We start from the raw sequence: 12,699 nt of genomic DNA on the forward strand, positions 1-12,699 counted from the left end.
ATGGATCGCTGTGACGGGCTGCCCGTGCGGTTCTAGTGAGGCCCGGCCGAGGCCGGTCCCGTTCTTCCGCAAGCTCGCCGGTGATGGCCGGGTCGACGCTGTGCGCACCAGTGTACGGGAGGGCGCGCCGCGGTCATCCACTCGCCGCCGTGAACCACGCGATGATGATGTCGGCCGTGGTGGCCTCGCCGGCGCCCGGCTGCGCCGTGACCGCGAGCGCCTCGGATCCCTGGACGTGGACCCAGGTGCGCCACGACGTCCCGAAGCCGTCTCCGGCGCTCACGAGCACCCGGACCCCCTCGCCCGCGAGCGACTGGATGCCGACCTCCGCCGCGTCGACCCCGATCTCCCCGTCGGCCTCGCCGTCGCACGCGGACGCCGCTCGCGTGAGAGCGTCGAGGTACTCGCGGGCGGCGTCGGCCGAGTCGAAGTCCCGTGCGACGACCGCGGAGACGTTGCCCTCCCCGTGGGCGACGCCCCCGAGCGCGACCGGCACGCCTCCGAGGTCGGGGCGCCCGTCGAGGCGCGACGACGAGTCGAGCGCCACGCATCCCGACGCCTCCTCACGCGTCACCGCCACGGAGCCGAACAGGTCGGCCCCGGCACCGCCGACCAGTCCCCGTCCGGGCGGGTCCCACTCGCGCTCGTCGAGGGGCACGGCCGTGGCGCTCGCCGACTCCGCCGGCTCCACCGTGGAGCGCGGCTGCACCAGCGCGTGCGCGCCGACCGCGACCGCCGCCGCGACCGCGAGCGCCACTCCCGCCTCCGCGGCCCTGCGGATCCGGCGTCGCGGCACGATCGCCTTCTCGTACAGGGTGGTCTCGGACCCCGGGTGCGCGCGGTCGAAGCGCCGCGCCTCCTTGTCCAGCGAGTCGAGCATCATCGTCGTCAGGTCGTCGGTCATCGCGCTCGCCTCCTCGTCTCCACGGCGGTCAGATCCTCGTCGTCGTCACGGTCCCCGAAGCCGAACCCGCCGAGCGTCTCGCGCATCGCCGCCAGCGCGTCGTGCAGGTATCGCTTGACGGCGCCCTCGGACACGCCCATCCGGTCGGCCGTCTCGGCGGTGGTCAGCCCCTCGACGTGGCGGAGCACCACGCAGGCGCGCTGCCGGGGCGGGAGCCTCCGCAAGGCGACCACCACCGCATCGTGCTCGCCCGCGTGCTCGTCCGCGGGCGGGGCGTCCCTCTCGACCAGCAGCGGGAGCTTCGACCGCGCCATCGCCGCGTGGTCGCGGCGGTTGAGGAACTGCGTGAGGATGGTGCGCCGCACGTAGGCCTCGGCCTCGTTGACGTGGTCGAGGCGTCGCGCTCGCGAGAAGGTCCGGATGATCGCGTCGTGGACCAGGTCCTCCGCGGTGGGACGGTCGCCGGCGAGAAGGTAGGCGTATCCGACGAGCCGGCTGCGCCGCTCGCGGACCAGCGTGTCGAGCACGCCGTGCCACGCCCTCATCCCGCGCCTCCCGTGTCCCGCATCGTCCCGGCCGTCAGGCCGCGCCCATGTGATCCACGTACGCCTGGATCACTCGCGCCGCCTGCGCCTCCTCGTCCTCGACACCGACCACCTCGACCGAGATCGCGTACGGGCCGGCGACATGGACGTACGCGGTGCGCGGCTCGTACGTGGACCTGTGCTCGACCTCGCCGTCGGGGCCGTAGAACACGGACTCCTCGGCGCCGTGCCGAACGCGCACGATCGGCGCCGCGAGACCCGGCAGGTCGAGCTGGTCGACGGCGGTGATCACCCGCTCGTCGGCGGCGGTGGTGCCGTCCCACGAGCTGGTCACGGTGTAGGCCGTGCACTCGGACTCGAGCAGCGCAGCCGGCACGGTCGACGCGAGCTCCGGATCGCCGAAGACGCGCGTGAGGACGCTCGCCACCGTCAGATCCTCCTCGTCCTCCGGCGGCACCCCGTCGACGAAGAACGGTCCGACCGGGTTGATGAGGTCCTGCGCCGCCGCGCCGAGATCCGCGTCCGACCCGAGCTCCGCCGCCTGGTGGAACGCGGTGCACGACGCGGGCTCGACCACCGAGGTCGCGGAGCCGTAGAAGCCTTCCGCGGAGTCGACGGGGCTGAACTGCCCTGCGGGCACGGCGAGGCCCTCGAACGCCACGAGCGAGTCGAACGCTGCCAGATGGAGCTTCAGCGCGCCCCCGGACGTCGCGGTCGTCTCGCCGACGTCGCCGACGGACGCCTCAGCCGAGGGCGAGGCGTCGGACGGCTCCTCGGCGCCGCCGTCGCAGGCGGCCAGCAGCGGGAGCGCGCAGCAGGCCGCCCCGGCCACGACGGCCCGCCCCCACCGCGCTCGCGGGTGGTTCTCTCGGATCATGATGGCTCCCCTCCCCGGCGAGCGGATGCCCGCCATGGTCTGACAACAGACGGGTCCTCCCCGCGGTTGTGCCGCCGCGCACGCCGACCTCACCGCGCGCCCAGATGGTCCAGCAGCTGGTCGGCGACGGCGAGGCTGATCGCGTCAGGATCGGCGACATCGGTGGCGCCCAGGCAGAGCAGGTAGGGCCCGCGCGCGATGAGGTAGACGCGGTCGTCGACGGCGAGCGCCGGACCGGTCTCGCGCCACACACGCCCGTCGGGCAGCGTCAGCACCTCGGGCCCGACGCGGAGGCCGACCCCGAGGTCCGGCCCGGCGAGCGGGACCGTCTCGAGCACGGCCTCGGTCGCGATCAGGTGCGTGCCCTCCTCCGTCCCCGGGACGAAGGGGCGGACGCTGGCGATCGCAGCGCAGTCGGCGGCCGCCGCCAGGCGGACGATCTCCGCGGGCGCCTCCCGGTCGGCGAAGACGCGCAGGGCGATTGTGAGCGTGCTCACGCGCGAGCCGCCGCCGACCGCCTGCAGGTAGCCGAGCCGCGCATAGAGGTCGCCACGGCGGGCGGCGGAGTCCGACGCGGTCGCCAGGTCGAGGGCGCGCCGGAGCGCGACGCAGTCGCGGCTCCCGGTCGGCCGCTCCGCCCAGGACAGCTCGCCCACGTCCACCACGCCGGACGATGCGTCGGCTCGGTACGCGTACCCGGCGAGGATCGGCACGAAGCCGAGGACGCTCGCGCGCAGCTCCGGATCCCCGGCGGGCGTGGCGGGCGCCGCGGTCGCCGTCGGGGCCGCCGTGGAGGCGGGGCCGCCGGTCTCGGCGAGCACCAGCACGAGCCCGAGGGCGACGACGACCAACGCGGCCGCCGCGAGCCACGCCCGGGTGCGCCAGCCGGCGCTAGCCCACGGCACCTTCCACCCACGCCGCGATGACGTCGAGGGCGGCGACATCCGCGCCGGGCTCCGTGACGATCGCCACGGCATCCGCTCCGATCACATGCACGTCGAGACGCCAGACGGACTCGCCCGCCGGGAGCGTCGCCGTCACGGCCTCGCCCGGGAGCCCGGTCAGAGCGATGCGGGAGGCCCGGGCCTGCATCCCCTCCCCCTCGAGGTCCGTCACGCAACGGCCCGCGATCGATTCGAGGTCCCCGAGATAGGTCTGGGCGTCCTCAACGGACTCGAAGGAACGCAGCCGCACCCCGGTCGCCGCCCCGGACTCTCCGACGAAGGCTCCCAGGTTCTTCGCGGCGCCCACGCTCGCGTCGGTCCCGCCCGCCAGTGCGGCGAACGACTCGAGCGAGCCACAGGCCACCGAGTCGGCGGCGGCCGCTCCGACGGCCTCGGCGGCGGTCATCGCGGTCACCCCCGGCGAGATCACGACGTCGGCGACCGTCCATCCGGGCTCGCCCGCGACGGCGTCCGGATCGGACACGAGCGCCGCGGGCGTCGGGGTCGGCGTCTCGACGGCCGGATCCAGCGACGTGCCCGAGGGACCGAGCGCGAGGTAGCCGGCACCCGCGACCCCGACACCGACCAGCGCGACGGCGGCGACACCTGCGCGCCGGGCCGCGCGACGCGGGCGGATCGTGCGGACGTACGCGTCGGTGTCGCCGTCCCGGTGGGCCGCGTCGACGCGCGCGCGCTCCTCCTCGGCGACCGAGGTCAGCATGTCCTTCAGCTGCGTGCTCATCGACGGCCTCCCCTCGGCGCGACCACCCTGACGCCGGCGTCCTCCCGGTCGTCCGCGCCGTCCAGACCCCGAAGCTCCTCGCGCAGGACCGCGAGCGCGTCGTGCAGGTACCGCTTGACGGATCCGGTCGAGATGCCGAGCCGCTCCGCGGTCTCCTCCGTGCTCAGGTCCTCGAAGTGGCGGAGCACCACGCAGGCGCGCTGGCGCCTGGTCAGCAGGCCGAGCGCGCGCGTGACCTCGGCGTTCTCCCCGGCGGTCTGGTCCGCCGGCGGGGCGTCCCGCTCGACGAGCAGGTGCTGCTTAGCGCGCGCGACGGCACGCGAGCGCCGACCGTTGAGGAACTGCGTCGCGATGGTGCGGCGGACGTACGCCTCGGCGGCCCGCGGATCGTCCAGCCGCCGTGCCCGGGTGAAGGTGCGGATGATCGCGTCGTGCACCAGGTCCTCGGCCGTCGGGCGATCCCCCGCGAGCAGGTAGGCGTACCCGACGAGCGCGCCCCTGCGCTCGCGGATCATGGTGTCAAGCACGCCCTGCCACCGGTTCATGGTGAGTCCCCGTCCGGCCGCCTCCCCTGTCCTGGCCACGTCTCACTGCCTCCATGATGACCCGCGGAGGCATGATGCGCAGGGCGCGGTCACGGCTCGACCGCCCGGATGGCGTCGGCGAGCTCGGCGATGACCGCCGCCGCGACCTGGTCCTGTGCCAGCGCCTCGTGCACCTCGAAGCGCACCATCACCCGCCCGATCGCGACGTAGTACGTGGTCTCCGGAAGATCGATGACCTCGACGGAGCCGGCGGCCTCGTCGACCAGATCGACGATGTGCACATCGATCCGGGTCACCGGCGCGTCGACCCCGTCGAGGCCGATCCGCGCGATCACGACGTCCTCGACGTTCAGGGCACCGACGCTGCCCGACTCCGCGAACGCGGTGCATGCGTCGGCGCTCGCGGGGAGATCGGCCATGGCCGACGCCGACTCCGGGTCGTCGAGGATGCGTGCCCGCAGCGTCGACTCGTCGAAGCCCGACACCCCGTCGGCGATGGCGAAGAACGCTCCCGTGTGGACGGTCGGGTCGTCCGCGCGCGTGGTGCTGTCCTCGTTGGTCGCCCCGCCCAGCAGGTTCACCACCGGACCGCAGACGGCCGGGTCGACGGACCGGTGCTCGTAGGCCGTCCACTCGGACGCCAACGTGAACGCCTCCTCTCCGGCACGCAGGCCACGGAAGCCCAGCCCCTGCTCCTCGAGCAGCGCCTCGGACGGCTCGAAGGTCGCGAGCACCGCGATCAGGGCCTGGTCCTCGGCGGCCGCGCCGGGGTACTCCAGCGCCTCACCCTCCGCCGTCACCGTCGCAACCCCGGACGGCACCGGCGTCGCCTCGCCGCCGGACGATGCGGTGGCACCCACCGCGCCGCCCTCGCCCGCGCTGCACCCCGCCAAGGTCGCGAGCGCGGCGACGGACGCGATCACGGTCAGCAGCCTCGAGCTCGTCATCGGGCCCTCCCCTCGGCGGCGAGCGTCGTCGCCGCACCGACCAGAGAACACCGGGGACGCGGATCCGGTTGGGGGCGCCTCATCGGAGTCCTCCGGCCGCCCAGTCGCGCGTGATGCTCAGGGCGCGGTCCGCCGCGGTCGGGTCGGAGACCACGGCGATGGCGCTGGCCCCGTCGACGTAGACCTGGAGACGCCACGCGTCCTCGGTGAACGGCACCGGGATCGCGACGGCGACCCCGTCACCGGGGAGGCCCGCCGCGTCGACGCGGGCGACCGTCATGGCGACACCCCACCCGCCCATCTCGTCCGCGCAGCGGCGCGCGATCCGCCACAGCTCGCCGACGTACTCGGCGGCGATGCCGGCGGTCGCGAACGACCGCACGTGGACGTCGTTCGCCCCGCCTCCGCTGGAGACGAACGCACCCAGGTGCACCGGCGCGGTCCCGTCGGCACGGCCGACCAGCCGGCCGAAGGCCTCCAGGGCCCCGCACGCCACGGGCTCCTCGACCACCGGGCCGACGGAGTCCGCGAGCGGCGCCGCCGCCCCACGGGGGTTGATCACCAGCCCGGCGACGGTCCACCCCGCCTCGCCGGCGACGGCCTCGGGATCACCGACCGCGGCGGAGCCCGCGGGGGAGGCGGCGACGGACGGCGCGGCGGGCGCGGTCGTAGTCGTGGCGTCCGAACCGGCCAGCCCGATCAGCGCGAGGCCCGGCACCGCGAGCGCGAGGAGCACGCCCAGCACGGCGACCGGCGCCAGGCGCCGCGCCCGGCGCAGGGGCGAGATCACCCGCGAGTAGAGGACGGCGTCGTCGGCGGGGTGCTCGAAGTCGAACGTGGCGCGCTCCTCGGCGACCACGGCGTCCATCAGCGTGCCGAGGTCCGGGTTCATGGCGCGCCTCGCAGGTCGCGGGCGAGCTCGGCGGCGAGCACCGTGTCCGCCTGGTCCAGCGCCCGGGCGACCGCGTCGGCGCCCATCCCGACCGTCCGTGCGATGTCCGCCGTGGACTTCCGATCGACGTCCCGGAGCACCACGCAGGCACGCTGGCGGCGGTCGAGCATCCACAGCGCCCCCGTGATCGCCGAGGCCGGGCCCTCCGCGGCCGTCGCTGCCGGCGGCTGGCCGTCCACCCCTCGCAGGCGCGACGCCGCGCGGGCGATCATCGGGCTGCGCCGCGCGCGCACGAAGCGGGCCATGATCTGACCCCGCACCGCGACCAGCGCCACCTCCGCGTCGTGCCACGCGCGAGGACGCGAGAAGGTGCGGATGATCGCCTCCCGAACCAGGTCCTGCGCGGCCCACCGCTCCCCGACCAGGAGCGACGCGTACCCGACGAGCTCGCCCCGCCGCGCGACCACCCCGGCCAGCGCATCGTCCCAGCCCCCGTGCCTCCGCATGCCGTCCATGGCCTCCCCCGACCTGCGCGCTCGACCGCGCTGCAGCCTCAACACCGTGGCGGCCGCGCCCGGTTGGGGCGCGCGCACGGCCGCGGCGGGAATCCTTGCGACCGGTGGCCCGTTGAGACAGGTGCACGGGAATCCCCCGTCGGGCGGCGAAGCCCTCCTACGCCGCCCGACCTGAGCGGCGTCCGAACCTGTTCCGCGACCTGCATGGGATCCACACGTGACCGACACCCGCACCCTCGAGCTCCCCCAGCTGGGCGAGATCCTCGACCGCTCCCCCGTACCCCCCGAGCGCTCCGCGCTGCCGCACGACCTCCACCACGAGCCCGAGCCCACCACGCTGGCGATCCCGGTGGTCGGCGGCGGCGAGGCCGTGGTGCTGGACGAGGCGCCGTCCGCGACCCGCACCACCGCCTCCCTCACCCTGACGCCGCGCCGCGCCGCCCTCGCGCTCACCGCGCTGGCCGCCGGGGCGTTCGTCACCGGCGCCAACGAGGCGTCCGTCGTGGCCCTGTCCCCCGCGATCGCGGCGGGCCTGGGCGTGCCCGTCGCGCAGGTCGGGCTCCTCGCGACGGCGTTCGCGCTGACGGTCGTGCTCGCCGCGATCCCGCTGACCGCGGTGACGGGGCGCCTCAGCCGCCGCCTCACGCTGGGCACGACCCTCGCCGTATGGACGACGGGCGTGGTGGTCGCGGCGACCGCCGGATCGTTCGCGCAGCTGGCCACCGGGCGCGTCATCTCCGCGGCCGCCCACGCGCTGTTCTGGGCGATCGTCGCCCCGACCGCCGCAAGCCTGTTCGCGCCGCACCTGCGCGGCAGATCCGTGACGCGCATCATGCTGGGCGCGGCCGCCGCGGGCGTGGTCGGCACGCCCGTGCTCACCGTCGCCGGGGACCGGCTGGGCTGGCAGGCGCCCTACTGGGGCCTCGCCGTGCTCGGAGCAGTCCTGGCGGTCGCGTTCGCGCTCCTGCTGCCGGGCCCTGCGCCGCGCGACGACGACGAGGACCCGGCCGACCGCCCCGCCCCGGTGCGAGGCGACCTGCCGTCCCGACGCGACTTCCTCCGCGTGCTCGCGGTCACCCTCACCGCCTCCGTGGCGATGACCACCACCTGGACGTACGTGGTGCCCTTCGTGACCGAGGTGTCCGGGATCCCGAGCGCCACGGTGCCGATCATGCTCGCGCTCGGCGGGACCGTGGCCGTGGGCGCGACGCTGGCGGTGGGCCCGTTCCTCGCGCGCCACGCCGTACCCACCGTCGCGGTCGGGCTCGCGCTGCTGTCCGGCGCCTGGACGATGCTCGCGCTGGGCCAGGGGTGGTCGGGCCTGATGGCGCAGGTCCTGCAGGCCGCCGGCTGGGCGGTGCTGCTCTCGGCGCTGCTCAACTGGGCGATGCGCCACACGCCGTGGCCGACCGACATGGGGGCCTCCATCTACACGGTCACCATGAACTCCGGCGCGGCGCTCGGGCCGGTGGTGGGCTCGGTCCTCGCGGCGCGCTGGGGCCTCTGGCTGCTGCCGCTCGCGTCGCTCGTGCTGACGCTCGGCGCCGCCGCCATCACCGCGACCGCCGACAGGACGATGCTCCGCCGCCTCAGCGTCCCCGGCCAGCTGCGGCGCGCGCTCGCGGCGCGGCAGGCGGTGCGCGATCGCCGGCTGGAGTGGCAGCGACGGACCGCGGTGCGCGCGCATCGTCCGGTCGCGGCGGCCTTCGCCGCCGGCCAGGCGGCCGCCCGCGCGACCGAGCGCGGCACCGTGCGCGCCGCCTCGGCCGTGTCCGACCGGGCGGGTCGTGCGCTGCGCGGGCACGTCGCCGACCTGGACACGCACCTCGGCTGAGCGCCCGCCGTGCGGCTCGGCGGAGTCGGGCGCACACTGGAGGTGTCCCCGGAGCGGCGGTTCGCCCGCCCACCGTCGGCGACGCCGCCGACGTCACACCTCGCAGCGGACGAGCGCGCGTGCGCCCCGCTGCCCCCCGGCACCAGGCCGGGACGCCTGACTGAGGAGCAGGATCATGCTCAAGGACAGCACCGCGTTCGGGAGCTTCTCCACGAACGACATCGATGCGGCAGAGATGTTCTACCGCGACACCCTCGGACTCGACGTGATGCGCTGGTCCGACGCCGGCATGGGCGAGATGCTGTGGCTCACGCTGCCCGGCGGCGGCCGCGAGTTCGTCTACGCCAAGGACGACCACATGCCCGCCAGCCACACCGTCCTCAACTTCGAGGTCGACGACTTCGAGGGCGAGGTCGCCTCGCTGCGCGGCAACGGCGTCGAGCCGGAGCACCTCGAGTGGACCGACGACGACGGCATCGCCCGCGACATCGAGGGCCGGATGCCCGCGACGTGCTGGTTCAAGGACCCCGCCGGCAACTGGATCTGCATGATGCAGCGGGTCCAGGCCATGCACCCCTGAGCGCCGGGAGCCGATCATGGACGCCACAGCAGTCGCCTGCTTCTCCACGGACTCGGTCGCGGATGCGAAGGAGTTCTACGCCGGCACGCTCGGCATCGACGTCTCGGAGCTCGCGACCGGGACGCTCGTGCTCAACCTCGCGGGCGGCAGCCACGTGTTCATCTACGAGAAGGAGGACCACGCGGCGTCGAACTACACCACGCTGATCCTCGCGGTCGCCGACGTGAGGGCGACCGTCCGCGACCTCGCGTCGAAGGGCGTCCAGATGGCACCCCTGCCCGGCACCGACGACGAGGGGGTCGCCCAGGACGAGGACATGCCGCCCACGGCCTGGTTCACGGACCCGGCGGGCAACTGGGTCGCGATCGGCGAGATGCCTGGCGTGGCCTGACCGGCTAGCGTCGGGGGGATGGACGCACTGACGCAGCTCGCCGACGAGTACTACGACTACGCGATGGGCCTCAGCCCCCTCGACCTCATGTGGGACGGGAGGCTGGAGCACCTCGCGGAGTGGAACGACGTGACGGTCGAGGGCCGCGCGCTCCAGCACGCACGGCTCATGGAGTTCGCGCGCGCCGCCGAGGCCATCGACGTGGGCGACGACCTGCAGGCGCTCGCGCTCAGGGACGTGGTCGCGTCCTCGGCGCGCGCGACCGCGCTCCACCTCGCGTGGGAGCCCGAGCTGCTGCACCTCAACCCGACCATGGGTGCCTGGGAGATGATCCTGGGCTTCATCGGATCGTTCCCGCTCTCGACCGCGGAGCACGGCGAGGCGTATCTCGCGAAGCTCAGCGGCATGCCGGCGTTCCTCGACTCGCTCATGGACGTCGCCGAGGACGCCGCGGGCGTCGGCCGGGTCGCGCTTCGACGGCACCTGGAGACGACGGCGTCGGCGGTCGAGTCGTACCTCGCCGAGGCGCGCGAGGGCGAGGACGGGCTGCGGGCGCAGGCCGCGCCGACCTCGCTCGGGGACGATGCGCGGGCCGCCTGGGCGGGGGTGCGCGACGGGATCGTCGAGGAGCAGCTGCACCCCGCGTGTGCGCGTTTCGCCGAGCGGCTGCGGACCCTCGCGGAGCGGGGGCTGCCCGACGAGACCCCGGGCCTGGTCCACCTCGAGGGCGGACCCGCGGTCTACCGCGACAAGATGTACTCCCATCTGCTGATCGACATCACCCCCGAGGAGGTCCACCGGATCGGTCTCGCGCAGGTCGAGCGCCTCGAGGACGAGTACCGCGCGATCGCGGGACCGCTGCTCGGCACGGACAGCATCGAGGAGATCTACGCGCGGCTCCGGGACGACGACTCCCTGCGGTACACGGACGCCGACACGCTCGTCGCGGACGCCGAGCGGGCGCTCGCGAAGGCCAACGCCGCCGCGCCCGACTGGTTCGCGCACCTGCCGACGGCCGGCTGCACCGCGCACTCGACGCGGTTCGGCGCGATGGCCTACTACTCGCCGCCGGACCCCCGCACCGGCAAGGAGGGCCAGTTCTACTTCAAGACCTCCAACCCCCACGACTGGGCGACCTACGAGCTCGAGGCCATCACGTATCACGAGGCGGTCCCCGGGCATCACCTCCAGCTGGCGCTGCATGTCGAGAACGAGGCGCTGCACAAGGTCCAGCGCGAGATGTTCAACACGGCGTACGCGGAGGGGTGGGGCCTCTACACGGAGCGTCTGTCGGACGAGATGGGCCTGTACTCATCCGAGCTGTCGAGGATCGGGATGCTGTCCGCCGACTCGCTGCGGGCGTGCCGGCTCGTGGTGGACACGGGCATCCACGCCCTGGGCTGGAGCCGCGAGCAGGCGATCCAGTACGTCCTCGACCACTCGCCGATGGACCGCGCCCACATCGAGCAGGAGATCGACCGGTACATCGGTCTGCCCGGGCAGGCGCTCGCCTACATGATCGGCCGGCTCGAGATCCTGGCGATCCGCGCGGAGGCGCAGCAGCGCGAGGGCTACGACATCAGGGACTTCCACGATGCGGTGCTCGGGTACGGCGCCGTGCCGCTGCCCACGCTCCGCCGCATCGTGCTGGGCTGACATACCCCCGCCCGCATCGTCGCCGGTAGTCGGGCGCTCCGTTCTCGGCGCATATTCTTCGCGAAGTGTCAATTTTTACAAGGCTGTTCGGGACGCCTACCCTTGATGGGTCATGTTCACTCCCCTCCGCATCGTCGCGCTCTCGTGCGCCCTGCCCCTGACGCTCGCCGCATGCTCCGCCGGCAGCTCCAGCGATGCTTCCGCGAGCGCCGAGAGGATCGTCACCGGGACCAAGCCCGCGGCGGCTGAGAGCACCACGCCCGCGCCGACGATGATCGGCGGCCCGGCGGTGCTCGAGGTGGCGGAGCAGGTGACCGTCACGAACCAGCTCACCGCGCCGTGGGACATCGAGGTCACCGCGGACGGCTCGCTGCTGGTGAGCGAGCGGGACTCCGCGACCATCTCCCGGGTGCGCGCGGGAGTGCGGACCGCGCTCAACGGCCCCGGCGTCGAGGCGCTGCGCGGGATGGTGAACGCGGAGGGCGAGGGTGGCCTGCTCGGCCTGGCGATCTCGGCGGAGCACCCCGAGCATGTCTACGCGTACATCACGCGGGAGGACGACAACGCGATCGTCCGCCTCGACCTTCACGACGACCTGCTGGGGCTGCCCACGGTAGTCCTCGAGGGGATCCCCGCAGCGGCGAACCACGACGGCGGGCGCATCAAGTTCGGTCCCGACGGCTTCCTCTACGTGTCCACGGGCGACGCCGGCGAGCCCGAGCTCGCCGCCGCGAGCGACAACCTCTACGGCAAGATCCTGCGCGTGGTCGCGGACGGATCCGAGGCCGACGGCACCGCGGCCCCCGACAACCCGTTCGGGACGCGGGTGTGGTCGTACGGCCACCGGAACGTGGAGGGCTTCGGGTGGGTCGCCGACGGCCGGATGTACGCGTCCGAGCTCGGCGCCAATGCGGAGGACGAGCTCAACCTGATCGTCGCGGGCGGCAACTACGGCTGGCCCGAGCACGAGGGGATGTCGGGGGCCCCGGAGGGCACGTCCCCCGGTGACACCGTGGACGGCGTGACGTACCCCGTGGTGACGTGGACCACCTCGGAGGCGTCGCCGTCGGGCGTCGCTGTCACGTACGAGGGCATCTACGTCGCGGCGCTGCGCGGCGAGCAGATCTGGCGCATCCCGCTCACCGAGGACGGGATCGGCACGCCCCACACGCTGCTGAGCGATCTGGGGCGGATGCGCGACGTCGCGGTCGCGCCGAACGGCACGCTCTACGCGCTCACGAGCAACACCGACGGCCGCGGCGACGCCGCCGAAGGCGACGATCTGCTGGTGCGCCTCACGCTCGCCGAGCCCGAGGCCTGAGCCCAG

14 protein-coding genes are annotated in these 12,699 nt (G+C 74.1%); 5 read left to right on the forward strand and 9 right to left on the reverse strand.

The window, feature by feature from the left end:
* Window positions 1–133 precede the first annotated feature (133 nt).
* The 9 genes from QQX13_RS10010 to QQX13_RS10050 all read right to left on the reverse strand — a co-directional run bounded on the left by QQX13_RS10010 (window position 134) and on the right by QQX13_RS10050 (window position 6,911).
* Window positions 134–904, reverse strand: coding sequence for a hypothetical protein (locus QQX13_RS10010; protein ID WP_301118473.1), 771 nt, complete (start codon window positions 902–904; stop codon window positions 134–136).
* On the reverse strand, window positions 901–1,449 hold the full coding sequence (locus tag QQX13_RS10015; RefSeq protein WP_301118474.1) for a sigma-70 family RNA polymerase sigma factor: 549 nt from the start codon (window positions 1,447–1,449) through the stop codon (window positions 901–903). Before QQX13_RS10015 ends, QQX13_RS10010 begins: the two co-directional genes overlap by 4 nt.
* 34 nt (window positions 1,450–1,483) lie before the next feature.
* Window positions 1,484–2,326 carry a hypothetical protein gene (locus QQX13_RS10020; protein WP_301118475.1) on the reverse strand — a complete coding sequence of 281 codons (843 nt, stop codon included), beginning with the start codon at window positions 2,324–2,326 and terminating at the stop codon, window positions 1,484–1,486.
* An 89-nt stretch (window positions 2,327–2,415) separates the two neighbouring features.
* Window positions 2,416–3,231 carry a hypothetical protein gene (locus QQX13_RS10025; RefSeq protein ID WP_301118476.1) on the reverse strand — a complete coding sequence of 272 codons (816 nt, stop codon included), beginning with the start codon at window positions 3,229–3,231 and terminating at the stop codon, window positions 2,416–2,418.
* Window positions 3,218–4,012 (reverse strand): hypothetical protein, encoded by a 795-nt coding sequence (locus tag QQX13_RS10030; RefSeq protein WP_301118477.1) that lies wholly within the window; start codon window positions 4,010–4,012, stop codon window positions 3,218–3,220. The genes QQX13_RS10025 and QQX13_RS10030 overlap by 14 nt, the downstream gene beginning before the upstream one ends.
* Entirely contained in the window at window positions 4,009–4,557 is a 549-nt protein-coding gene (locus QQX13_RS10035; protein ID WP_301118478.1) for a sigma-70 family RNA polymerase sigma factor, read from the reverse strand. Before QQX13_RS10035 ends, QQX13_RS10030 begins: the two co-directional genes overlap by 4 nt.
* An 89-nt stretch (window positions 4,558–4,646) precedes the next feature.
* Complete coding sequence (locus tag QQX13_RS10040) at window positions 4,647–5,504, reverse strand: hypothetical protein (protein WP_301118479.1); 858 nt, start codon at window positions 5,502–5,504, stop codon at window positions 4,647–4,649.
* Between the two features lie 79 nt (window positions 5,505–5,583).
* A complete protein-coding gene (locus QQX13_RS10045; protein WP_301153307.1) occupies window positions 5,584–6,396 on the reverse strand; it encodes a hypothetical protein in 813 nt (270 codons plus the stop codon).
* Entirely contained in the window at window positions 6,393–6,911 is a 519-nt protein-coding gene (locus QQX13_RS10050) for a sigma factor-like helix-turn-helix DNA-binding protein (protein ID WP_301153309.1), read from the reverse strand. Before QQX13_RS10050 ends, QQX13_RS10045 begins: the two co-directional genes overlap by 4 nt.
* Before the next feature lie 217 nt (window positions 6,912–7,128).
* Between QQX13_RS10050 and QQX13_RS10055 the strand changes: the two genes are divergently transcribed.
* The 5 genes from QQX13_RS10055 to QQX13_RS10075 all read left to right on the forward strand — a co-directional run bounded on the left by QQX13_RS10055 (window position 7,129) and on the right by QQX13_RS10075 (window position 12,693).
* Complete coding sequence (locus QQX13_RS10055; protein ID WP_301153310.1) at window positions 7,129–8,745, forward strand: MFS transporter; 1,617 nt, start codon at window positions 7,129–7,131, stop codon at window positions 8,743–8,745.
* Window positions 8,746–8,920: 175 nt separating this feature from the next.
* Complete coding sequence (locus QQX13_RS10060; protein WP_301118483.1) at window positions 8,921–9,325, forward strand: VOC family protein; 405 nt, start codon at window positions 8,921–8,923, stop codon at window positions 9,323–9,325.
* Between the two features lie 16 nt (window positions 9,326–9,341).
* Window positions 9,342–9,716 carry a VOC family protein gene (locus QQX13_RS10065; RefSeq protein ID WP_301118484.1) on the forward strand — a complete coding sequence of 125 codons (375 nt, stop codon included), beginning with the start codon at window positions 9,342–9,344 and terminating at the stop codon, window positions 9,714–9,716.
* Window positions 9,717–9,734: 18 nt separating this feature from the next.
* Window positions 9,735–11,372 (forward strand): DUF885 domain-containing protein, encoded by a 1,638-nt coding sequence (locus QQX13_RS10070; RefSeq protein WP_301118485.1) that lies wholly within the window; start codon window positions 9,735–9,737, stop codon window positions 11,370–11,372.
* A gap of 112 nt (window positions 11,373–11,484) precedes the next feature.
* A complete protein-coding gene (locus tag QQX13_RS10075; RefSeq protein ID WP_301118486.1) occupies window positions 11,485–12,693 on the forward strand; it encodes a PQQ-dependent sugar dehydrogenase in 1,209 nt (402 codons plus the stop codon).
* Window positions 12,694–12,699 lie beyond the last annotated feature (6 nt).

This window comes from Demequina lignilytica, assembly GCF_030418375.1.
Lineage (GTDB): Bacteria > Actinomycetota > Actinomycetes > Actinomycetales > Demequinaceae > Demequina > Demequina lignilytica.

Bases quoted from the DNA above. Each gene is read 5' to 3' on its own strand.
- QQX13_RS10065 (WP_301118484.1), top strand. From the start codon at position 9,342: ATGGACGCCACAGCAGTCGCCTGCTTCTCCACGGACTCGGTCGCGGAT.
- QQX13_RS10020 (WP_301118475.1), bottom strand. From the start codon at position 2,326: ATGATCCGAGAGAACCACCCGCGAGCGCGGTGGGGGCGGGCCGTCGTG.
- QQX13_RS10070 (WP_301118485.1), top strand. From the start codon at position 9,735: ATGGACGCACTGACGCAGCTCGCCGACGAGTACTACGACTACGCGATG.
- QQX13_RS10035 (WP_301118478.1), bottom strand. From the start codon at position 4,557: ATGAACCGGTGGCAGGGCGTGCTTGACACCATGATCCGCGAGCGCAGG.
- QQX13_RS10015 (WP_301118474.1), bottom strand. From the start codon at position 1,449: ATGAGGGCGTGGCACGGCGTGCTCGACACGCTGGTCCGCGAGCGGCGC.
- QQX13_RS10010 (WP_301118473.1), bottom strand. From the start codon at position 904: ATGACCGACGACCTGACGACGATGATGCTCGACTCGCTGGACAAGGAG.
- QQX13_RS10075 (WP_301118486.1), top strand. From the start codon at position 11,485: ATGTTCACTCCCCTCCGCATCGTCGCGCTCTCGTGCGCCCTGCCCCTG.
- QQX13_RS10060 (WP_301118483.1), top strand. From the start codon at position 8,921: ATGCTCAAGGACAGCACCGCGTTCGGGAGCTTCTCCACGAACGACATC.
- QQX13_RS10045 (WP_301153307.1), bottom strand. From the start codon at position 6,396: ATGAACCCGGACCTCGGCACGCTGATGGACGCCGTGGTCGCCGAGGAG.
- QQX13_RS10030 (WP_301118477.1), bottom strand. From the start codon at position 4,012: ATGAGCACGCAGCTGAAGGACATGCTGACCTCGGTCGCCGAGGAGGAG.
- QQX13_RS10040 (WP_301118479.1), bottom strand. From the start codon at position 5,504: ATGACGAGCTCGAGGCTGCTGACCGTGATCGCGTCCGTCGCCGCGCTC.
- QQX13_RS10050 (WP_301153309.1), bottom strand. From the start codon at position 6,911: ATGGACGGCATGCGGAGGCACGGGGGCTGGGACGATGCGCTGGCCGGG.